At 67.0% G+C, this 21,385-nt stretch carries 18 protein-coding genes; 3 read left to right on the forward strand and 15 right to left on the reverse strand.

Features of this window, described 5'->3' with window-relative positions; translation table 11 throughout:
* Positions 1–90: 90 nt before the first annotated feature.
* From M9952_10835 to gatC, 11 genes are all read right to left on the reverse strand, one after another.
* On the reverse strand, positions 91–999 hold the full coding sequence (locus M9952_10835) for an IS3 family transposase (protein MCO5313412.1): 909 nt from the start codon (positions 997–999) through the stop codon (positions 91–93).
* The gene (locus M9952_10840) at positions 996–1,313 is read right to left on the reverse strand and encodes a helix-turn-helix domain-containing protein (protein ID MCO5313413.1); all 318 of its coding nucleotides are present in this window, start codon (positions 1,311–1,313) and stop codon (positions 996–998) included. Before M9952_10840 ends, M9952_10835 begins: the two co-directional genes overlap by 4 nt.
* A 181-nt stretch (positions 1,314–1,494) precedes the next feature.
* Entirely contained in the window at positions 1,495–4,002 is a 2,508-nt protein-coding gene (locus M9952_10845; GenBank protein ID MCO5313414.1) for a glycoside hydrolase family 3 C-terminal domain-containing protein, read from the reverse strand.
* Positions 4,003–4,103: 101 nt separating this feature from the next.
* A complete protein-coding gene (locus M9952_10850) occupies positions 4,104–5,603 on the reverse strand; it encodes an HNH endonuclease (protein ID MCO5313415.1) in 1,500 nt (499 codons plus the stop codon).
* A 91-nt stretch (positions 5,604–5,694) separates the two neighbouring features.
* Positions 5,695–7,734, reverse strand: coding sequence for an acyltransferase (locus tag M9952_10855; GenBank protein ID MCO5313416.1), 2,040 nt, complete (start codon positions 7,732–7,734; stop codon positions 5,695–5,697).
* Positions 7,735–7,770: 36 nt separating this feature from the next.
* Entirely contained in the window at positions 7,771–8,352 is a 582-nt protein-coding gene (locus M9952_10860) for a hypothetical protein (protein ID MCO5313417.1), read from the reverse strand.
* Between the two features lie 34 nt (positions 8,353–8,386).
* On the reverse strand, positions 8,387–9,004 hold the full coding sequence (locus tag M9952_10865; GenBank protein MCO5313418.1) for a hypothetical protein: 618 nt from the start codon (positions 9,002–9,004) through the stop codon (positions 8,387–8,389).
* A 174-nt stretch (positions 9,005–9,178) separates the two neighbouring features.
* Positions 9,179–9,751 (reverse strand): hypothetical protein, encoded by a 573-nt coding sequence (locus M9952_10870; protein ID MCO5313419.1) that lies wholly within the window; start codon positions 9,749–9,751, stop codon positions 9,179–9,181.
* An 11-nt stretch (positions 9,752–9,762) separates the two neighbouring features.
* Positions 9,763–11,262, reverse strand: coding sequence for an Asp-tRNA(Asn)/Glu-tRNA(Gln) amidotransferase subunit GatB (gatB, locus tag M9952_10875; protein ID MCO5313420.1), 1,500 nt, complete (start codon positions 11,260–11,262; stop codon positions 9,763–9,765).
* Positions 11,259–12,731, reverse strand: coding sequence for an Asp-tRNA(Asn)/Glu-tRNA(Gln) amidotransferase subunit GatA (gene gatA / locus M9952_10880; GenBank protein ID MCO5313421.1), 1,473 nt, complete (start codon positions 12,729–12,731; stop codon positions 11,259–11,261). The genes gatB and gatA overlap by 4 nt, the downstream gene beginning before the upstream one ends.
* On the reverse strand, positions 12,728–13,030 hold the full coding sequence (gene gatC / locus M9952_10885) for an Asp-tRNA(Asn)/Glu-tRNA(Gln) amidotransferase subunit GatC (GenBank protein MCO5313422.1): 303 nt from the start codon (positions 13,028–13,030) through the stop codon (positions 12,728–12,730). The genes gatA and gatC overlap by 4 nt, the downstream gene beginning before the upstream one ends.
* A 98-nt stretch (positions 13,031–13,128) precedes the next feature.
* Between gatC and M9952_10890 the strand changes: the two genes are divergently transcribed.
* The gene (locus tag M9952_10890; GenBank protein MCO5313423.1) at positions 13,129–13,533 is read left to right on the forward strand and encodes an SCP2 sterol-binding domain-containing protein; all 405 of its coding nucleotides are present in this window, start codon (positions 13,129–13,131) and stop codon (positions 13,531–13,533) included.
* A gap of 130 nt (positions 13,534–13,663) precedes the next feature.
* Here the strand turns inward: M9952_10890 and M9952_10895 are convergent, their stop codons facing one another.
* A complete protein-coding gene (locus tag M9952_10895; GenBank protein MCO5313424.1) occupies positions 13,664–15,052 on the reverse strand; it encodes an MFS transporter in 1,389 nt (462 codons plus the stop codon).
* Positions 15,053–15,297: 245 nt separating this feature from the next.
* On the reverse strand, positions 15,298–17,499 hold the full coding sequence (locus M9952_10900; GenBank protein MCO5313425.1) for a protein kinase: 2,202 nt from the start codon (positions 17,497–17,499) through the stop codon (positions 15,298–15,300).
* Between the two features lie 85 nt (positions 17,500–17,584).
* Between M9952_10900 and M9952_10905 the strand changes: the two genes are divergently transcribed.
* Entirely contained in the window at positions 17,585–18,022 is a 438-nt protein-coding gene (locus tag M9952_10905; GenBank protein ID MCO5313426.1) for a hypothetical protein, read from the forward strand.
* A 35-nt stretch (positions 18,023–18,057) separates the two neighbouring features.
* On the opposite strand, the gene M9952_10910 is transcribed toward M9952_10905, so the two are convergent.
* Entirely contained in the window at positions 18,058–18,717 is a 660-nt protein-coding gene (locus tag M9952_10910; GenBank protein MCO5313427.1) for an HAD family phosphatase, read from the reverse strand.
* Entirely contained in the window at positions 18,714–20,819 is a 2,106-nt protein-coding gene (gene ligA / locus M9952_10915; GenBank protein ID MCO5313428.1) for an NAD-dependent DNA ligase LigA, read from the reverse strand. The genes M9952_10910 and ligA overlap by 4 nt, the downstream gene beginning before the upstream one ends.
* A 59-nt stretch (positions 20,820–20,878) precedes the next feature.
* Here ligA and M9952_10920 point away from each other — a divergent pair, with 59 nt between their 5' ends.
* Positions 20,879–21,382, forward strand: a complete 504-nt coding sequence (locus tag M9952_10920; GenBank protein ID MCO5313429.1) for a hypothetical protein — start codon at positions 20,879–20,881, stop codon at positions 21,380–21,382.
* The last annotated feature ends 3 nt before the right edge of the window (positions 21,383–21,385 follow it).

The raw sequence follows: 21,385 nt of genomic DNA on the forward strand, positions 1-21,385 counted from the left end.
TGTTGCGGGTGGTTGTGGGTGGTCATGCGGTTTGTACGGCGGGTGGGTTGATCTGTCGCGCGTCAAGTAGTTGGCAGGATTTCTTGGGTTTCAAAGGTGGGGGTGGTGGGGCTGGCCAGGCCCAGGTGGACCTCCTCTGGCCGGTTCCAGGCGAGGGCCTGATGCGGCCTCGTCGTGTTGTAGTCGTGGCGGTAGGCGTCGACTCGTTCGACGAGCTCGACGGCGTCCGCGATGTCGTCGAGGAACAGCCACTCGTACTTCAAGGTGCCGAACCCTCGTTCGCGGGACCCGTTCTGGCCGGGTGCGGACATGGCAGAGCTCGGGGTGCGCGGCGATGAACGCTTCGAAGCGGAACGACCGGAACGGGCCGCCGTTGTCGGTCACGATCGTCACCGCCGGCAACACCTCACCGGTCGTCTCATCGACGCGGCAGCGGTCCCGCAACGGATGCCCGAAGAGCGCTTCGTGCTCGGCGAGCGCTGCCTCGATCGCCGCGATCGCGTCGTGTTGGTTCGCGGTCGGTGAGACGTGGAACGGATGCTCGTACTTCGAGAAGTAGTCCCGGCACCCCGCCAGGCGCCACGTGCCTCCCTGGGTGGTCTCGAACTCGGAGAAGTCGAGCTGCCACATTTGGTTCGGCCCGGTCGGCTCGACGGCGAACGCCGCTTTGCGGCGCTGGGCGAGCTGGCGTCGTTCACGCTGATACGCGGCAGGCAACAACAAGCCCTCGTCGCGCAACAGGCGCAGCACCGTCGACTCCGACACCCGATGCCCGTCATGACGGGTCATCGCCCAGACCTTGCGATGCCCCCAGCCCGGATGGGCCAACGCGTGACGACGCACCGTGTCGCGCACCGCGTCGCGCACAGGGCGGGGCCACGGCCCCTTCACCGGGCGACCCGCCCGGGCGTTCGCCTGCCAGCGCCGCCAGGTCCGTTCGGGCATGTCGACCAGCGCACAGAACCTCGCGGTCAACATGCCCGCCTCGACGCGGATCACCTCGAGGTCCTCGAAGGGCCCAAGCGGCCCTCAGCAGACTTCTTCCACACCCGCAGCTCGACTGCCGCCTCGCCGAGCGCCTGGGTCAGATCAGCGACCTCCACCTCGAGCTGTTCCTCGCGAGACGACGGGCCCGACTTGCCCGCCGCCAGCCCCGCCTTGCCCGCTTCGAGGAACTGTCGCTTCCAGTTCCCGATCGCTTGCTCGGAGACCTTCTCGCGACGAGCCGCCTCCGCGACCGAGATCTCACCAGCCAGAACGCTCAACACGATCCGGTTCTTCTTCTCCACCGGAATCACCGGGGGTCTTCCCATGACAGACTCTCCAATCAGGACTCAACTAACAGCCCTGCCACAAAGTCTGACTCGCGACAAACCAACCCCACGACCAACAACACCCACGCTAACGACCACCAACCGAAAACCACCCAACCAACCCAAAAACCACCCACGCCAAATCCTGAAGGCGACGCCGCGCACGAGGATCGCGGCGACCTCAGCGCTTGAGGGCCCGCTTGGCTCGGCTGGCAACGCCGGACCAGTCCTTGTTGAGCGCGTCGATGACCCCATCGATCGCGTCGAAGGGCACCACTCCCCTGCTCAGCAGTACCAGCGCGCGCAACGGCCCCTCGCGAAACGCCGACTCGATCATCGCCAACGTCGCCTCGTCGGGGTCGGGGAACTCGTGCGATGCCCGCTTCACACCCTCCCTCAACACCTGCTTGGCGATCGAATTGCCGATCTTGGTCGTCTCGAGGTCCGACAGCGTCGAGTTGCGATGGAACGGCCGGTCGGCCGGAACCGACGGAAGGGCGTGACCCAACAGCGCGACGAACTCGGTCTCGGTCGCCGCGTAACCCTTGGGGGTCGGCATCGGGGCCACCACGTCGTCCGACTCGACCGTGACCGCGATCGACGCGTGGATGTCGGCCGCGGAGCGCGCCACGACCAACTCGAACTCTCCGGCCTCGACCAACCAGTCGTGCGCCGACACATCCCACACCGCGAACGCTCGACGGTCGAGCGGCAACGTGACCGTCGTCGACTCGCCGGGGTCCAGATGCACCTTGGCGAAGGCACGCAATTCCTTGTCGGGTCGCCGAAGGGTGGAGTCGACATCGCGAACATACAGCTGCACGACGTCGGAACCCCGGCGATCGCCGGCGTTGGTCACCGTCACCGACACCGCCAGATCGGTACCCGACCCGGTGACCTTCGGAGTGCCCCATTCGAAGGACGTGTAGGAGAGACCGTGGCCGAAGGCGAACCTCGGCTCGACCCCAGCGGTGTCGTGGAACCGGTAGCCGACGAAGAGCCCTTCGCGGTACTGCACCTGGCGGGGTTCACCCGGAAAGAAGCGGTCGACGGGCAGCTGCGCCTGGTGTACCGGAATCGTCTCGGCCAGCCGCCCACCGGGCTCGGCGTCACCGAAGAGCACATCGACCATCGCCGGCCCTCCGGCCTGGCCACCGAGCCAGCATTCGAGCACGGCATTCACCCGGTCGGCCCACGGCAGGTGCACCACACCACCGTTGTTGAGCACCACGACCACCGGGGTGCCCGTCGCCGCGACGGCCTCGATGAGGGCCACGACGCCGCTGGGAAGATCGAGGGTCGTGCGATCGAATCCCTCGGACTCGAAGCGGGCCGGCAGCCCAGCGAACACCACGGCGACATCAGCATCGGTGGCGACGGCCACCGCCTCGTCGAGTTGTGCCGGCGACGCGTTGCCGGTCTTGGCGTCGAACCCCTCAGCCACCCGAACGATCGCATCGGTGCCGACCCGTTCGCGCAGCGCGTCAAGCGCATTGTCGAGCCTGGTGGGGCTCACCTGCGAGCTGCCCGCGCCTTGATAGCGCGGCGAGGTGGCGAATGACCCGATCACCGCAATCGTCCCCGTCGGCGTCAGCGGCAGGACTCCGTCATTGGACAACAGGACCGAGCCCGCAGCGGCGGCGCGACGAGCGAGCTGATGGTGTGCGTCGCGGTCCGAACTCGGCCCGGACGCAGGACGCTGGAAGCGCTGGATGAGTTCCACGACCCGAGTGGCGCACGCGTCGAGGGCGGCCTCGTCGAGCGCTCCGGAGTCGAGCGCGGCGCGGATCTCGGGGTCGAAGGGGCCCTTGCTGCCCGGCATCTCAAGGTCCTCACCCGCCGCGATGCCGGCCACACGGTCGTTGGTGCCGCCCCAGTCGCTCATGATGAGCCCGTCAAAGCCCCACTCCTCGCGCAGGATCGACGTGAGCAACTCGTGGTGTTCCGAAACGTAGGTTCCGTTCACCCGGTTGTAGGAACTCATCACCGTCGACGGACGCCCCTCGGTGACGGCGATCTCGAACCCGCTCAGATACAGCTCGCGCAGCGTTCGCTCGTCGACCACCGCATCGACGACGAGCCGGTAGGTCTCCTGGTTGTTGACCGCGAAGTGCTTCACCGAGGTGCCCACCCCCTGCGACTCGGTGCCACGCACGAACGCCGCCGCCAGCTTGCCGCCGAGCAGCGGGTCTTCGGAGTAGTACTCGAAACAGCGACCGCCACCGGGGTGGCGTTTCAGGTTGAGGCCCGGGCCGAGCACGACCGCAACCCCCTGCTCGTTGGCCTCCTCGCCGATCGCCACGCCGATGTCGTGCGCGAGGTCGACGTCCCAGGCGCTGCCGACCGTGACCGCTGGCGGAAAGCACGTGGACGGGGTCGAACCCGCCAGGCCGAGATGGTCGCCGACCGCGCCCTGCTGGCGCAGCCCATGTGGCCCATCGGTCACCATGATCTGTTCGAGGCCGAACTGCGGCAGCGCCTCGGTCCACCAGAACCCACTGCCCGACACCAGCGAGATCTTGGTGTCGCGATCGAGTTGCGCAACGATCTCGGCCGCGCTCAATTCGGTCGCACCCGAAGAAGCGCGCGAATCAGCCCCGACCGTTCCGGTCGCAGGAGAGGAAGCGGGTGTGGGCTGAGGGGCACTGGACTGGGGAGAACTCGGCTGAGGGGCACTGGGTCCGGTCATGTAGCGGATCCTACTGGCGCCCCTGACGACATGCCGTCGGCTGCCCCACACTCGACGCACACGTTTCGGATCCATCCCGGCGTGCCCCGTCGCTCGCCGGTTCATTGGCGTATCGGTGGTTGGGGTGGTTTGGTCGGGGTGAGTGAGAGTTGCCCGGCGGTGGCTCGCCTGGCCCTCGTCGCTCCACCGGTTCGGCTGCTCCTGCCCGAGTTTCGGCCTGTGTTTGACCTGCGGGCGTCGTGGGGTCGGTACATGCGGGTGTCGGGGGTGGCGGCCATGCGGTCGTAGCGGCGGCGGATGGTGGCGATCGCGTCGCCCAAATCGACGGTCCCGCCGCGGACTTTCACCTTCGGTCGGGCCGGGGGTTCGGGTTGGGTGGCGAGTTCTTCGGGGATGGGGCCTTGGCGTTGAACACCGTGTTGTTGTCCCCAGATGGTGATGCCACAGGGGTGGGTGTAGAGGGTCCAACCATCGGTGGTGATGTGCATGGCCCATCCGACGCGGTGCACCAGGCCGTGGTGGTGTCGGCACAGACACGCCAGGTTGTTCACCGCGGTGGCACCGCCGTTGCGGTGGTGGCGGACGTGGTGGGTCTCGGTTTGTTGTGCGGGTGCTTCGCAGCCGGGAAAACAACACCCCCCATCCCGTGCGGCGAGTGCGGCGCGTTGAGCATCGGTGGCGAGCCGTACGGAGTGGCCGACATCCAACGGTTGGCCCAACGAGTCCAACAGGACAGCGCGTAGTTCTGGGTCACACATCATCCGTTCGATCACGTCCGCGGTGAGTGGATCACCCGTAGGCGAATACGCGCGTGGTTGGCCGTGTTCGTCGGCCTGCAAGATGATGGTGACTTCTGCGGTTCCTGGCCGGTAGTTACCCGACAGGGTGAACTGGGTGCCGAACCGGCACAGGTCCATCAACGCTTTCGCCCGTAGTTGGGATTCTGATGTTGTCGGTGACCGGTCGAATTGTTCGGCGTCGTTGCGGACCTGTTTGCGGTGACGGTTGGTGGCGTCGTTGATGGCTTGGCGTACAACTTCGGCGTAGTCGCCGAAGAACTCTCCGACGATTTCTACGCCGATGACACCGTCGGGGCCGTGGATGTCGCGTAGGTCGAGCCAGGACTTTTCGGCTGGTGGGGCGGGTTCGGTGCCGTCGGTGTCGACGAGGCGTGCCAGCGCGGCGATGATCTTTTCCCATTTCGCGAACGTCAAATGTTCGGCCAAATCCAACATGGGTCCGGCGTTGTCGGACCAGGTGGGTTCGATCCGCGGGTTCGACCACCGTCCGATCACGACCAGATGGTCAAACCCCGCAACACCGGAACGGAGCCGGTCCAACACCTCGGGCCGATACCGGCGCCGCACCGCCCGAGCCACCGAAACACGTCGGGCCGCGGTCACACCGGAACAACGAGCCGTCTTCGACACCCACGCTTTGGCGGACAGGCCTTCGACGATGTCGGTCATCCCAACAGCATCCAACTCGCCCAACACGTCGATCATGTGCAGATCCAAACGCCGTTGCAGTTCGAACAACACCGCCACATCGTCGATCCCGGAACCCAGGTTATTCAGTTCGCTGTCGAAGCCCTCGAACATATGTATGACACTAAACGGAACCCCTGACAACGAAGCCCGAGACAGCCAAGCCCGAGACAGCCAAACCCCAGAAACTGCGAGGCGTCAGCGTTCAGCCGGCCGAATGGGCGACGAATTCCCCCACCATCCACTGCGCGTACTGAGTGAGCGCGCTGCCCGTGAAGTGCGTGCCGTCGGGTCGATCCTTGGTCCCGCGGCCTCGGGCCGCCTCCCATCCCACGGTGTTCAGCACCTGTGCGCCGGTGTCGGCCGCGACGTTGAGGATCGAGGCCCGCCATGCGTCGTTCCACGTCGGGTCACACGGCGAGTTGGTCTTCTTGCCGTCGCAGAAGAACAGCCCTTCCGGAGCCAGCGGGGTCGGCGGGGAAACGAGATAGACCGTGGCCCCACCGCTGGCCATCAACTCGACCGCCTCGGTGAGTTGCGCACGACGATTCGCCTCACCCGCGGCCGACATGAACGGCGGGTCGTCGATATCGCGGAAATCCGACACCAGCCCGTGGTGCATCACCACGATGTCGAAGTCCGCAACCGCCAACGCCTCCGCCCACGTCTCGCGCCAGTTCGGGCAGTCCTCTCCCCCGAGCGAGCACCCCAGCGTGGTGCGATCCCACACCAGCACCCGGGTATCACCTAGCGACCGCATCCCGTTCGCCGCGCCACGCCCCGTGGAGTCGCCGACGAACAACACCTTGAGCTGACCGGCACAGACGACCGAGCCCGGGTCCTCCAACTCTTCGACCGTGGCTTCGTCGAACTCGGACTCTGAACCGAACTCGGGTCCGGTCGACACCTCGGGGATGCACGGCGGCAGCGTCGTCCCGGCGACGCTCACCCCCTGCTCCCCGCCCGGATCACCACCGGGATCGGTGCTCGGCACGATCGGGTCGACCGGATCAGCGCCCTGGTCGAGCGACTCGGAGACCTCTTCGGTCACGGTCTTGCCCTGCGGAACCGACACCACCAGTGCCACGATGGCGGCCACCAGCAACGCGGCACCTGCGACTCGAACCGCAGGAGTGTCGCGGCGGTGCAGGAAGGTCTGTTCCACCGTTCGGTGCAGCAGGTACGCCACCGCCGGCGCCACCACGAACCCGACGGCCCAGCGGACCGCCGGCGCAACGTCGAGGGGCAGGGCGACGATGAGTGGCCAGTGAACCAAGTACAGAGCGAACGAGATTCGCCCGACCCACGCCAGCGCCGACACAACCGGGTGGCCGTCGTCCACGCACAGCGCTGCGGCCACGACGACGGCACCGACGACCGCCAGCCCAGCGAATCCTCCGAACGTCGCCGTAACCCCTTCGGGGTGGACCTTGAACGCCAAGGCCACGAACCCCACCAACGCCACCGAGCCGGCCACCACCAGCACCCATCGCCTCGACTCCCCCACCGGGGCCTCGAAGGGTCGAACCCGAAGCAGCCACGCCAGCACGGCGCCGATCACCAACGCGACGACTCGGGTGTCTGAGCCCAGGTACCCGCGGGCGAACGACCCGGCCGCCTCGTTCGCGAGGACGGATGCCACGATCATCACCACAAGCCCAGCGGGAAACCAACCGGCCGCACGGCGCCTCAACAACCACATCACCACGAGTGGCCAGACCACGAAAAACTGTTCCTCGATCGCCAGGCTCCAGTAATGCTGAAACGGCGAGGGACCGACGAAGGCCGTGACGTACCCACCGGAGTTGATCTGGTGCCAGTTGGCGACCTGCGCAATCGCCGCCAGCGCCGAGGACGGCAACCCCCGTTGCTGGTCCGGAGACCACACATTTCCCAGCCCGGCCAGACAGATGAGCGCCACGACCGTCCAGCCGAGGGGCCACAGCCGACGGATTCGCCGCACGTAGAACGATCTCAGGTCGATGCGCTGTGATCGCCCGTGTTCGACCAACAACAGCGTGGTGATCAAATAGCCGGAGAGGACGAAAAACAGGTCGACGCCGATGAATCCGCCGGGAACCACGACCGGGTCGACGTGGTACGCGATGACGAGCGCGACGGCAATACCCCGCAGTGCATCAAGCGATGTCCGCCGGCGAGCACCGCCACGGGCGCCACCCCCGGCACCGGTAGCACCAGCAGCAGCGCCATCTCCGGCACCAGCCTCGATCGAGGTCACGACCATCGTTCGACTCCCCGAACGCCTACGATGCGCGGCGGCTCAGAGGCAGTTGCTTCCCAGCCACAGACTGATGACCTCGGCAGATTTCACGAATTCCTCCCCGGTCACCAACGTCCGCACCTGGTTCGCCGCCTCGTTCGACGTCGGGTTGGTCGCATAGCGATCGACGACGTCGAGGACATCGATCAGCGTCTCGCGCTGCACTCGGAGCGCAGCGATCATCGTCGAATCGTCCTGCGGGATCAGGTTGATCGTGTGGTTGTACACCGCCGTCACTCCACTCGACAGGGCGCGGCGCACCGCGGAACTGGCGAGCGAACTGCCGTCGAGGGTGTAATCCTGAATCGCGTTCTCGTTCAGGATCGCGCAGGGATCGTCGACGCCGAGCAGGCGATTCACCAACGCCTGAACCTGACCGACCGCCTCGGCACTCGCCACCGACCCGGCGTCGGCCAACCGATCGTCGGAAATTCGCCGGATCGTCGTACTCGTCGTGTCGGAAAGATCGACGTCGCGGGTCCGCGTGCACCCGACCGCCGCCGAACCGAACAACGACACCACCGTGAACGTCGCAATCACGGCGACGGTCGAGGTGGGTCGACCTCCGAATCGGGTCCTCACCACTCAGCATCCTCCGTCAACCGCGTGTCGGGTCTCATCCGCATTTGACCGAGGTCCACTGCGCTATTTCCTCTTGAGCGTGAACGAACCCGGTGTCGTGATACGCCAGCGACGCCGCATCCTTGTCACCCGAGGACACCGACTCGGCCATTTCCTCGATCCGGTCGGTGACCAGATCCCAGTCCTCGGCGAGCGCCGACGGAACGATTCGGCTGCTCAGCCCCATCACCCGGACGACCAGGCGCATCGCTTCGGCGAGGACGTCGTCGTTCTCGGCGCTCAAACGAACCGACATCAGCAGGTCCCACACGACACACAGGTCGCCGGATTCCAACGCTCGGTCGAGGGTCGCTGCGAACTGTTCATCGGCTGCGGAACCGCCACGACTCGCGTTCGCGGCGCGCACCGACGGCGAGCTCGCCGCCTCGGAAGAGTTCGCCACCGATTCCTCGCCCGCAACCGAGTCCTCGCTCGATCCCGAACCTTCGCCCGACACCTCCGCGGCAAGGCCCACCGACGATGTCGGGGCCGAGGTGTCGCCGGCGACGAGTTCGATTCTGCGCACCCCATCGGCCGTGCTGCGTGCGCAACCCAAGGTCACACAGATCACGACCCCGACGACGATCACCATATTGCGTTGAGCGGATGTCATCGGGGTGCTCCGTAGGCGAGCCGGGACTCGGTGTGTTTCGCGTCCCTGGGCTCACGAGTGCAAGCAGGCTTGCGATCAGTCAGTCCGTCGGTACCGACCCTGCAGCATACGGAAGATCCCCGAACACTCAAGGCCCAATGTATGAACGCTCTCACCGAAACCACACGCTGAGACTCATGCGCCAGTGTTCGGGCCTGCCTCGCCGCAACGCACCCGGTCGAACCGTTCGAGGTTGCGCAGCGCCGAGGTCGCCTGGTCGGAGCGCAGCGCGGCGACGAGCACCGGATTGGTCAGGTCGCCCGGGAGCCTCGTCAGTTCGGTTGCCGCGACGTTCAACGCGTCACCGACCGCCTCCCAGTCGCGGACCAGCGTCGGAAAATCGGCGTCGTCGGTCGGCACGAGGTCGGCGGAGGATCCGACCATCGCGGCGAGGTTCTGGTAGAGCTCGCCTTCCTCGTCGCTCGCCTCGGCATCGCCGCCGGCCGAGGTTGGAAGGGGCATCATCAGCGCCCCGACGAGCTCGCACAGGTCGCCGGAGTCGCGCGCCCGCTGCACCGCGTCGAGCGCCTCGGTCGCGGTGATCACCCGCGAGGGCGGCTCGTGCCCAGCGGCCGCGACCGTGCTGGTGGTCGGAAGCTGCACGCCACCGACGACGCCGTCGTCGGAGCTGCACGCGAGCGTCGGCACCGACAACGCTGCGGTCACCACTGCACAGAGCACAGCGCGCGCCACCGGCCGCCGTTTCACACCGGCCACGATCACGGCTTGTGACCGTTCAGGATCGCGGTGACCGCCTTGCCGTCCGCCTTGCCCTGGGTCGCCTTCATGACTTGACCGACAAAGAATCCGACGACCTTGCCGTCGCCGTCGCAGAATCGCTGGAACTCCTCGGGGTGCTTGGCGATCAGGTCGTCGACGAGGGCCTCGATCTCGCCGCTGTCCATCGCCTCGAACCCCAGTTCCGCGGCAATGGCCGCCGGGTCGGCGCCCGGTCCGCGATCGAGCATCTCCGCGAGCACCGTTTTGGCCTGCGTGGCGGTGACCGCTCCGCCGACCTCCATGGCGATCAGTTCGGCAAACCGGGTCGCGTTCATGTCGCGGGCACGTTCGTCGGTGAGGTTGTGTTCCGCATGGGTGGCGGCACGCCCGGGATCGGCACCGAACCCGATGGCCTCGAGTACCAGCGCGTCGAGGTCGCGGGTCACGATGAGCGCCGCCGCCTCGGTTCCGGCACCGGTTGCCTCGACCAGTGCGACTCGACGCTCGCGGGGCAACGCCGGCAGGGCCGCCCGCACCGATTCGATCCACGCCTCATCCGGATCGACGACCACCAGATCCGGTTCCGGGAAGTAGCGGTAGTCGGTCGCCTCCTCCTTCGTGCGCAGGGTGGAGGTTCGCCCCGCGGCGTCGTTCCAGTGACGGGTCTCTTGTTGCACCGCCTCCCCAGCGTCGATGAGATCGATCTGGCGGCGGGCCTCGTAGTCGATGGCGCGCCCGAGCGACCGCAGCGAGTTCACGTTCTTGATCTCACAGCGGGTGCCGAGGCCGTCGCCGATGCGACGGACGCTGACGTTGCAGTCGACCCGCATCGAACCCTCCTCCATCTTGCCGTCGGAGGCGCCGACCGCGACGAGGATGTCCCGCAATTCCGACACGTACGCCTTGGCCTCCTCCGCGGTGCGCAGGTCGGGCCGGCTGACGATCTCCAGCAACGGAACACCGGCGCGGTTGAAATCGATCAGGGAATACTGCGCGTCGTGGATTCGGCCGGACTCCCCGCCCATGTGGGTCGACTTGCCGGTGTCCTCCTCGAGGTGGGCGCGCTCGATGCCGATGCGGGTGCCGTCGGGCAACTCCAGCCAGCCGTCGCGGTTGATCGGAAGGTCGTACTGGCTGATCTGATACCCCTTGGGCATATCGGGGTAGAAATAGTTCTTCCGGGCGAACACCGAACGGCCGACCGTGCAGTTGAGGGCGAGGCCGGTGCGGATGGCCAACTCGACGGCGTGACGGTTCAGCACCGGAAGCGCCCCCGGCAGCCCGAGGCTCACCGGGTCGATGTTGGTGTTGGGGTCGCCGCCGAACTCGTTGAGCGATCCGCTGAACAACTTGGTGCGGGTCGACAGCTCGGCGTGCACCTCGAGGCCGATCACCATCTCCCACCCCTCCGGCAGCACCGGGTTCTGGGGCTGCTGTGGGCGATCGGTGGTGAACACCTCGCCGGTGCCGCCGACCGACGGCTTGATGACGTCGCTCACTTCGACACCTCCAACGGATTCGGCGTTCGCAACGCCGGCGCAGCAGCTTCGAGCACCGCGGCGGTGCGAAACATCGCCACCTCGCCGAGTGCGGGGGCGAGGACCTGCACGCCGATCGGCAACCCGTCGCCATCGGCCCCGAACGGCACCGACATCGCCGGGTGCCCCGCCAGGTTGGTCGGAATCGTGCAGATGTCGTTGAGGTACATGGTCAGCGGGTCATCGACGTTGGCACCGATCGCGAACGCGGTGGTCGGCGAGGTCGGGGTCAACAACACGTCGACGGTGCCGTAGGCGGCCGCGAAGTCGTTCATCACGAGCGTTCGAACCTTCTGTGCGGTGCCGTAGTAGGCGTCGTAGTAGCCCGCCGACAGTGCGTAGGTGCCCAACATGATGCGGTTCTTGACCTCGGCACCGAAACCGGCGGTGCGGCTGCGGTCATACATCTCCGGAGTGGTCGCAGCGTCGACACGCTGGCCGAACCGAACGCCGTCGAAGCGGCTGAGGTTCGAACTCGCCTCCGCCGGGGCCAGGATGTAGTAGGCGCTCAGGGCCTGTTCGACCGTGGGAATCGAGACCTCCTCGATCGTTGCACCGGCGGAGGCGAGTGCCGCTGCGGCCTCGTCGATTCGAGCGCGGATCTCGGGGGCGATCCCCTCGCCGAGCAGTTCTCGTGGCAGGCCGACCCGCAGGCCCTCGACCCCGTCGCCGAGGCGATCCGACAGCGCGGGGAACGCCTCGGGAATCGAGGTCGAGTCGTTCGGGTCGTGGCCCGCGATCGCTTCGAGCAGCGCCGCCGCATCGGCGACGTTGCGGGCGAAGGGTCCGATCTGGTCGAGCGAGCTCGCGTAGGCGACGAGCCCGGCGCGGCTCACCGAACCGTAGGTCGGCTTGACGCCTACCACGCCGCAGAACCCGGCCGGTTGGCGAATCGACCCGCCGGTATCGGAGCCGAGTGCGAGGGCGACGTTGCCGGCGGCGACGGTCGCCGCCGATCCACCCGAGCTGCCCCCGGGAACGCGGTCGAGGTCGTGGGGGTTGCGGGTGAGGGCGAACGCCGAGTTCTCGGTGGAGGACCCCATGGCGAACTCGTCCATGTTGGTCTTGCCGACCATCACCGTTCCGGCCGCCGCCAAGCGGGTCATCACCGTCGCGTCATACGGAGGCTTCCAACCCTTGAGGATCCGCGAACTGCAGGTGGTCTCGACCCCTCGGGTGCAGATGTTGTCCTTGATCGCGATCGGCACCCCCGCCAACGCACCGACCTCCTGGCCTGCAGCGATACGGCGGTCGATCTCGGCGGCCGCGGCCCGAGCCGCCTCGTCGAGCACCAGGTTGTAGGCACCGACCTGCGGTTCGGTCGCAGCGATGGATGCCAGCGCGTCCTCGATCACCTCGGCGGCCGACCGCTCGCCCGAGCGGATCGAGGCGGCGATCTCGAGCGCGGTCTGTGGACGTCCGGCGCTCACGGCTCCTCCCCGATCACCGGAGGAACTCGAAACATGCCGTCCTCGGCGGCCGGCGCCGACGCGAGCACCTCTTCACGGTCGAGGGAGGCCGTCGCAACGTCGTCGCGAAACACGTTGACGAGCGGATAGGGATGCGCGGTGGGTTCGACCCCGTCGAGATCGAGCGCCGCCATATCGCGAGCGTGATCCAAAATGTCGCCGAGCTGAGCGGTGGCGCGCACCAGGTCCTCGTCGCTGAGAACCAGGCGCGCCAGCTTCGCCACCTGTGCGACATCGTCGCGGGAAATGCGTTCTGGCATAGGACGACAGTCTAGGACGGCGCCTGGATCCGGCCCGCGGCACCGCAGCGGTCTACAGTGACGCCGTTCACACCCCGCGAGGAGAGAGAAGCCCGACGATGGCGAAGTTCCAGTTCCTGACCCCCGAATGGGTCGAAGCAGCCAAAGCGATCCGCTCCGACTATGAGGGCACGGCATCACCGCATCCGGTGAAGGCCAACCTGATCATCACCGAGGTGCCCTTCGGCCCCGGCGAGGAGAAGGCATTCATGGACGGCAGCGGAGAGGCGATGGAGATCGGCCTCGGCGAACTCGACAGCGCCGACCTCACGATGACGGTGGACTATCTCACCGCGAAGGCGATCATCGTCGAGGGCAACCCGCAGGCCGGCATGCAGGCGTTCATGGCCGGCAAGATCAAGGTCGTCGGCGATATGACCAAGATGATGGGACTCGCCGGCGGCGCCGTCGAAGACCCCAACGCCGCCGAGGTCGCCCAGCGCATCCAGGACATCACCGAATAGCACCGCGTCGCACCGAGTAAGCGCACGCCGCAGAACTCTGGGCGCGCTAGCGGGTCACATCCGACCCGCCAGCGCGCCCAGAGTTGATTTTCCACGCGTACGCGAGCCGTGCTCGGTACCCGATCGTGGCTCAGTGCCCAATCGGGTCATGGGTGAGGTGGGCGCGCCGCGGGATCCACAGCGCGGCCGCGATTCCGCCCGCCGAGATGAGCGCGCCGATCTGATACGAGCGTTCGAACCCGCCGAGCGTTCCGTTCGTCGCTCCGAGTGCGGTGTGCATCGCATCGAAGATGTTCATGCCGAGCGACGTCGCCACCTGGATCGCCATCTGCACCGTGGCTCCGGCCACCCCGAGGTCCTGGTTCGACACCGAGTTTGCGACGACCGTCGAGCTCACCGGCTGCACCGTGCCCATCCCCCAGCCCGACACCAACGCCGAGGCCACGATGAGCCACAGCGGCAACCCGTCGACGGCGAAGGCGATCATCACCAGCGACACGCTGATCATCGAGGTTCCGACCAGGGTCAGCGTGCGAGGTTCGACCGTGGCGAAGAGCCGACCGGCCACCATCCCGGCGATCGCGAACGCGAACGGCCGCGGTGTGCTCGTGAGCGAGACCCGGGTGTCGCTCCAGTTGCCCACCTCGTCGAGCAACACGGGCAACAAGATGAACCCGCCCATGTAGCCGAATTGGGCGAAGGTCGCGGCGATCACCGACGAGGTGAACGACCTGCGCCTGAAGTAGCGGATGGGGATCAGTGGATGCTCGACCCTTCGCTCGATGACGACAAAGGCCCGGGCGAACGCCACCGCAGCGACCGCGATGCCGATCGTGCGGGCATCGGACCAGCCCCACTTCGGTGTGCGCTCGGCCAACAACATGAGCGCCAGCACCGCGGCGGCGAGCGCCACGTTGCCGGCAACGTCGAACCGGGTGCGCTCCCCCCGTTCGGTGTGGGGCAGAACCCGCCAGCACACTGCGAGCGCACCCACGAGCACCGGAATCTGGATGACGAAGATCGAGCGCCATCCGAACGCTTCGACGAGCGGGCCGCCGATCACCAGGCCGATCATCGGCGATCCGGCGCCCACGAGAGCCCAGTACCCGAGCGCCTTGGCGCGCTCGTGCGGGGCGAACATCAGGTTGATGATCGCCATCGCACACGGGCTGATCGCGGCGCCGAGCATCGCCGAGACGATCCTGAATGTGATGAGCGAGGCGGGAGACCAGGCGAATGCGCACAACACGGTGAACACCGTCATTCCCGCAAAGCTCGCGAGGTACACCCGGCGGTGGCCCAGGATGTCGCCGAGCTTTCCACCGGTGGCCGCCACCAACGCGTTCGCCACGATAGGACCCGACACCAGCCACACCAGCGACGCGACACTCGTGTTGAGGTCCTCGGCGATCGAGGGTCGGCTCACGGTGAGAATGGTGAAGTTCAGCCCGATGGCGAATGCGCCGGTGAGCACCGACCACGTCACCAGCCACGGACCTGCGGCGCGCCGATTCGTCATGGGATATCGCCGGTCATGGAGCACCATCGTCGCACAGTTGCGAAGCCACCGGTGCGGCCGCGTCCGCCAACGTTTCGGGGTGACATGTAGCCGGTTGGGGTGGCCGCCTCGTCGCGGCGGCTGGGGAACACCACGTGGGCAGACCACCCCAACCCGCTACATGCCGTAGGGAAAATGTAGGGCGGCGCTTGTCGCGGGTGAGGGATACCCCCCTCGAAATCGTCCGGCGACCTCGCCGCCGACGGTCAGGCGCGGCTGGTCAGCAACTGGACTGCGGTGCCTTTGACGTGCAGTTCGCCGGGCTGTGGGCGTTGTCCGACGACCGCCGCCGAGGGGGCGCCATCGATGCCGGCGATGCTGAACCCCGCCGCGTTCAACGTGGCCTCAGCCTGAGTTCCGCTCTGACCTCGTACGTCGGGGATCGGGAAGGTCTCGGGCCCGATCGACACGACGACATCGACGGCCGAATCCCGAGGCAACTCGGTGTTTTCGGGTTGTCCCAGCCGCACGACGGTGCCCACCGGTTGGTCGCTGAACTCGTCGATACGGTTCATCCCGAGTTGTACCGACGCGAGGATCTGGCTGGCGGCCTCAGCACTTTGACCGACGAGCCCGACCGGAACCTTCCGGGGGGCCGGCCCTGCGGAAATCACCAGGTCGACCGGGGTGGACTTGGGAACCTGCCCCGTCGCGTCGGGGGCCACCTGGGGCGTCGCCGAAATCAGGACCCCTGCCGGCACGGTCTCGTCAAAGGGGTCGTCGCGTTGGCCGACGACGAGCCCCACCTCGTCGAGCGCCGCCAGAACCGACCCCTCGTCGCTGACCCCCGGTTCCAGGGCCGGATACGGGACGAGTGAGTTGCCGAGCGACACGGTGAGGTGCACCGTCTCGCCCTCGCGGAGTTCCTCGCCCGCCGCCGGATCCTGGGCGATGACCTCGTTCGGGTCGGTGTCGTCCTGCCGGGTCCTGGTCACCTCCACCTCGAACCCGAGGTCCTTGAGCGCCTGGCTCGCGTTCTGTTCGACCTCGCCCACCACGTTCAACACGGGGTGTCGGGGGATACGCAGTTCAATCCACCAGTAGGTTCCGCCGGCGATCAACCCGATGACCAACACCACCGAAACCACGATCCACGGCCAACGACGCGGCGATCGCTCATTCGATGGATCGACCGGAGGCGCATCGGAGTCGGCGTCGGGCCCGGCATCGAGCGCACCGGTGGCGGCCGACTCCCCCGCAGCCTCGCCGGCCGCCACGTCCACCGACTCGTCCGGCGGCGAGGTGGCATCGGCGCCGATCGCAATCTCCTCGACCGCTGCCGTGTCCAGCGCTGCCGTGTCCAGCGCTGTGTCATCGATCGCCGCAGCATCGAACAGGCGCACCGTCGCCGGCGTCGCGATGTCGGTGTCCGGATCCGAGTCCCCAGAGGCCGGCTCGCCCGAAACCGGCTCACCCAAAGCTGGGGCGCCTGTCGCCCCCACCGCTGACAGCACCTCGGTCGGGTCCTCGACCTCCAACACCGCGGTGAGGTCGATCGCCGCCACCTCCGCCGCAACATCGGCGGCGACGGCATCGAGTTCGGAGGGCGGGACCGCGCTCGCGATCGGAATGTCCGCCGGACGGGCGAACTGCCTCGATAGTTCGATCAACGCGAGCTGTAGATCGACCGCGGAGATTCGCTCCTCCGGGTCGAGCTTTCCGGCCGCTTCGAGGAGCGGACCGAGCGGACCCGCTTCGGCCGGGGCGCTCAGGTCGTGGCCAAGCCGCGCCAACGAGGTCGCATCTGGGGTGTCGCGCTCGAACACCGCCTCTCCGCTCACGGCCTCCGCCAATACCAGGGCGAGGGCATACACGTCGGCAGCGGGCGACACGAGGGAGCCCTGCACTTGTTCGGGAGCGACGTACTTCGGGGTACCCGGCGACCCGGCGAGATCGGTGACACTCGACTCGCTGAGCGCCCGGGCAACACCGAAGTCGGCGATCTTGAGTTGGCGATCGAGCCCGAACAGCAGATTGGCGGGTTTGATGTCACGGTGCACGATGCCTCGCCGGCCGGCGTGATCGAGCGCCGAAGCGGCGGCGATGCCGATCCCGATCACCTGGGCGACGGTCAGCGGCCCATGGTCGAGCACCGAACGCAGCGAACCCCCTCCGAGGTATTCCATCGTGATGTACGGCAATCCGTTCGCCGCGGATTCGTTGTAGTCGTACAGCTTGACGATGTGGCGATGATCGAGCGCGGCCACCGCCTTGGCCTCGGCGCGAAACCGGCGAAGGAAGCGGGTATCGGCGGCCACGAACTCGTGGAGCACCTTGATGGCGACATCGCGATCGAGTTTCAGGTCGCGGGCGAGATACACCTGAGCGGAGGCGCCGCTGCCCAGGAAATACACGATCCGGTAGCGGTTCTCGAACAAATCACCGCGCTCAAGGAGTCGACGCACCATCGTCGCCATCGTAGTTGCGCGTCACCTGAGGACTGTCGACGCGACCGGTTCTCGTCGCCGCAACCCAACGGGCACAATGGGGACCATGCCGAAAAAGGTGAAGGCCCTGCTCTACGTCTTGTCCGCGTGCGCCATCGCGCTTGGAGTGTGGGTGTACAACAACGCCGTCACCGGCCCCGACCAGACCAGCTTGGCCACCAAGCCGTACGTCGATCGGCTGATCCCGACGAGCGGTTCGCAGGCACCGCCTCAGGCGACGGTGGGCATCGACCTCGAACCGGGCTACGACGCGTTCCTCGTCGTGAACGGCGAGAAGATTGCCAACACCATTTCCGAGGCCGACCAGGACCCAGACGGGCTCCGCAAGGCTCCGACGCTCGGCCTCATCGAGTACACGCCCGGGTTGGGCAAGCGCGTGGAACGACTCGCGACCCCTCGCACCTGCGTCGACGCCTGGGTCTGGAAGGTCGTCGACGGACCCGACAACCCCGAACAGATCAGCTGGTGTTTCAACGTCGCCTGACGCGGCTCATTCGAACGCGGCTCAGTCGAGGTCGGTCAGTCGAGACCGGCGAGGCGCAACAGCTCGGCCGCAGCCGACCGCGTGGTGGCGTTTTCATAGCCGCACCACACCCCGTGCATCCCGACCGACCTCGCTGCGGCGACGTTGGGCTCGAAGTCATCGATGAACGCACTCCGCTCGGCGCTCACGCCGAGGCGCTCGACCGCGAGTTCGAAGATCGCCACGTTGGGTTTGCGCAGCCCGACCTCGCAGCTGTCGACCACGTCGTCGAACAACTCGTCGACGTCGATGTGTGCTCGCCACACCGAGCCGAACTCCTTGAGGTTGTTGGTGATGATCGACGTGCGCACCCCCGCTCCGCGAAGCCGCTGCACCACCTCGACCATGAAGGTGCGATCTGAACCGTCGCGCACCATCCCGGCGAGCGCGCCGAAGATGTCGAAGTTGCCTAAGCCGTTCCCGAGCGCGATTTTGCCGATCGCGTCCACCGCGTGGGCGAGTTCGATCTCACCTCGCTCGAGGCGATGCCACGGATGATCGGTATCGGCGTCGTAGGAGCCGAACACGGTGTCGACGAGCAGGTCGCGGTCGACCCCCAACGTCGCGGCCGCTGCCTCCATGGCACCGAAGGGAGAGTCCATGAAAACTCCACCGAAGTCGAAAAACACGGCATCGAGGGTGGGCTGAACGGTCACGCTGGGAGTTCTCCGGTGTCGAGTAGGTGAAGGAACTGTGCCTCGTCGAGTTGGGCGATGCCCAGTTCGATGGCCTTGTTGAGCTTTGAGGCCCCCGGGTCCTCGCCGACGACCACCGCCGTGGTCTTCTTCGACACGCTTCCGGGAGACTTTCCGCCGCGCGCCTTGATCGCCTCGGCGACGCTGTCGCGGGTGAACCCCTCGAGCGCTCCGGTGACCACGATGTTCATACCGGCCAGAGTCGGCTCAAGGCGCGAGCGTTGCGGCAACGTCGGGGCGACACCAAGCGAAAGCAGACGATCGACGACCCGATTGTTTTCCGGGTCGCGGAAGAACTCGTGCACCGAGGTGGCGATCACCGGCCCGATGCCCTCGATCGAGGCGATCTGTTCGACGCTCGCGGCGCGAATGGCCTCGAGGCTGCCGAGGCCCTCGGCCAGCAGGGGCCCACCCGCAGCGCCGAGGTGCACGATATTGAGCCCGAACAACAGGTTGCCGAGGGGACGGGTTTTCGACGCTTCGATCGCCGCGCGCAGGTTGTTGACCGAAGTCTCCTGGTAACCGCGCTGGGCGAGGATCGCGTCGAAGTCGAGCGCATAAATGTCGCTGACGTCGCGCACCAGCCCCAGGTCGATGAACAGTTGCAGCTGCCGCTCGCCGAGGCCGTCGATGTCCATCGCACCCCGGGACGCGAAGTGACTCAGCCGCGCCAGAAGCGTCTGGGGGCAGGCCGAGTACACGCAACTGTGGCGGGCCTCACCCTCGACGCGAACTAGCGGCTGGTGGAATGCGCACGGACACGTCGCTGGGAACACCCACGGCTCGAGGCCTTCTGGGCGCAGGTCGAGCACCGGGCCGACGACCTCGGGGATCACGTCTCCGGCCTTGCGCACGATGACGGTGTCGCCGGGCCGCACGTCTTTGATGCGCACCTGGTCCTCGTTGTGCAGGGTGGCCATCGCCACCGTCGAACCGGCGACGACCACGGGTTCGAGCACCGCAAACGGGGTCACCTTGCCCGTTCGGCCGACCGAGACCTGGATGTCGAGCAGCTTCGTCGTGCGTTCCTCGGGCGGCAACTTGAACGCGATGGCCCATCGGGGGGCCTTGGCCGTGACCCCGAGGGCCTGTTGCATGTCGAGGCGGTCGACCTTCACCACGACCCCGTCGATCTCGTAGCCGAGCTCATGGCGATGCTCGATCCAATGGGAACAGAACGCTTCGACCTCCTCGAGCCGCGACACCACCCGGTGCTGGGGGTTCACCGGAAACCCCAGCGACGCCAACCAAGCGAGCGCCTCGGAATGGCGGGTGATCTGCGGGCCGCCGACGACCTCGCCGAGTTGATAGGCGAAAAACGACAACCCACGCGATGCGGTGATCGCCGGGTCCTTCTGGCGAAGCGAGCCCGCTGCGGTGTTTCGGGGATTGGCGTAGAGCCGCGCCCCGGCGGCCGCCTGCGCGGCGTTGAGCGCGTCGAAGGCCGCGACCGGCAGGTAGACCTCGCCGCGCACCTCCAACACCTCCGGGGTGCCAGCACCCCCAGTGCCCCCAGTACTCCCAGTACTCCCAGTGCCCCCAGCACCGTCAGCAAGCCGCCTCGGGATGGGACCGATCCCCGCCACATTCGGGGTCACGTCCTCGCCCACCCGACCGTTGCCCCGCGTCGCCGCCTGCACGTAGTCGCCCGCCTCGAAACGCAACGACATCGCCAGCCCATCGATCTTCAGTTCGCACACGTAGTCGATATCGGCGGCGTCGAACCCCTCGGATTCGAGCCGCTTCATTGTCCGCTCCCCCCAGGCCCGCAATTCGCCCTGATCCATCGCATTGTCGAGCGACATCATCGGGACGCGGTGCACTACCTCGGCGAAGATCTGCGACGGCGCACCGCCGACCGTCGTCGTCGGCGAATCCGCCGCCGCGAACTGTGGATGCTCGGCTTCGAGGTGCTCGAGCTGACGTTTCAGGTCGTCGTAGTCGGCGTCGGGGATGGTCGGTGCGTCGAGTTCGTAATACTCCGCGTTGTAGCGACGAAGGAGCTCGGTGAGCGCCTCGAGGCGTTCGATGGGATCGTCAGGAAGATCGGTCGGCGCGGCCACAACGGGCACACTACCGTTCGCCCCTGACACTCTCGACGAAGCGATGGCGAGGCGACGCGATGAATCTCTCCCGCAACGAACCACCCGGGCGACCTGTTGGCGCGGCGGCGGTGATCGCCACGATCGCTGGCACGACGATGCCTGCCGGCGTCGCCGGCGTGACGATCGCCCGCGCCACCTACCGCCCATCGCTCGATTCGGCCGATTACATCGCCCGTTTGCCCGACATCGACGGACCCGGCCCATGGCTCGCCGTCGCAGCCATCTCCCTCGGCGGCATCGTCATCGCTGTTGCGGCACTTCGCGTTGTCCTGCAACTCAGATCCATCCTGCCGGCCTGGGTCATCGCCGTCGCATCAGCATTCCTCGGTGTCGGCTTCGGCGGCGGCGTCGCGTTGATCACCGCACCGGCGACGGGCGCGAACATCGGTGGCGGTGCGGCGATGGTGCTCGGGCTGCCGGCGCTGGTGCTCGCCAGCGGAATGCTCGTCGCCATGGCGATCACTAGCCCTACCACGGCCGCCGACACAGCCACGGCCCGCCCGTCCTCGCCGACGACCTGACCA

Source organism: Microthrixaceae bacterium, from assembly GCA_023957975.1.
GTDB lineage: Bacteria > Actinomycetota > Acidimicrobiia > Acidimicrobiales > Microtrichaceae > JAMLGM01.

Excerpts from the sequence above, each read along its gene's own strand:
- M9952_10845 (MCO5313414.1), bottom strand. The coding sequence starts at position 4,002 with ATGACCGGACCCAGTGCCCCTCAGCCGAGTTCTCCCCAGTCCAGTGCC.
- M9952_10865 (MCO5313418.1), bottom strand. The coding sequence starts at position 9,004 with ATGACATCCGCTCAACGCAATATGGTGATCGTCGTCGGGGTCGTGATC.
- M9952_10900 (MCO5313425.1), bottom strand. The coding sequence starts at position 17,499 with ATGGTGCGTCGACTCCTTGAGCGCGGTGATTTGTTCGAGAACCGCTAC.
- M9952_10895 (MCO5313424.1), bottom strand. The coding sequence starts at position 15,052 with ATGACGAATCGGCGCGCCGCAGGTCCGTGGCTGGTGACGTGGTCGGTG.
- M9952_10890 (MCO5313423.1), top strand. The coding sequence starts at position 13,129 with ATGGCGAAGTTCCAGTTCCTGACCCCCGAATGGGTCGAAGCAGCCAAA.
- gatC (MCO5313422.1), bottom strand. The coding sequence starts at position 13,030 with ATGCCAGAACGCATTTCCCGCGACGATGTCGCACAGGTGGCGAAGCTG.
- M9952_10840 (MCO5313413.1), bottom strand. The coding sequence starts at position 1,313 with ATGGGAAGACCCCCGGTGATTCCGGTGGAGAAGAAGAACCGGATCGTG.
- M9952_10850 (MCO5313415.1), bottom strand. The coding sequence starts at position 5,603 with ATGTTCGAGGGCTTCGACAGCGAACTGAATAACCTGGGTTCCGGGATC.
- M9952_10905 (MCO5313426.1), top strand. The coding sequence starts at position 17,585 with ATGCCGAAAAAGGTGAAGGCCCTGCTCTACGTCTTGTCCGCGTGCGCC.
- M9952_10855 (MCO5313416.1), bottom strand. The coding sequence starts at position 7,734 with ATGGTCGTGACCTCGATCGAGGCTGGTGCCGGAGATGGCGCTGCTGCT.
- M9952_10920 (MCO5313429.1), top strand. The coding sequence starts at position 20,879 with ATGAATCTCTCCCGCAACGAACCACCCGGGCGACCTGTTGGCGCGGCG.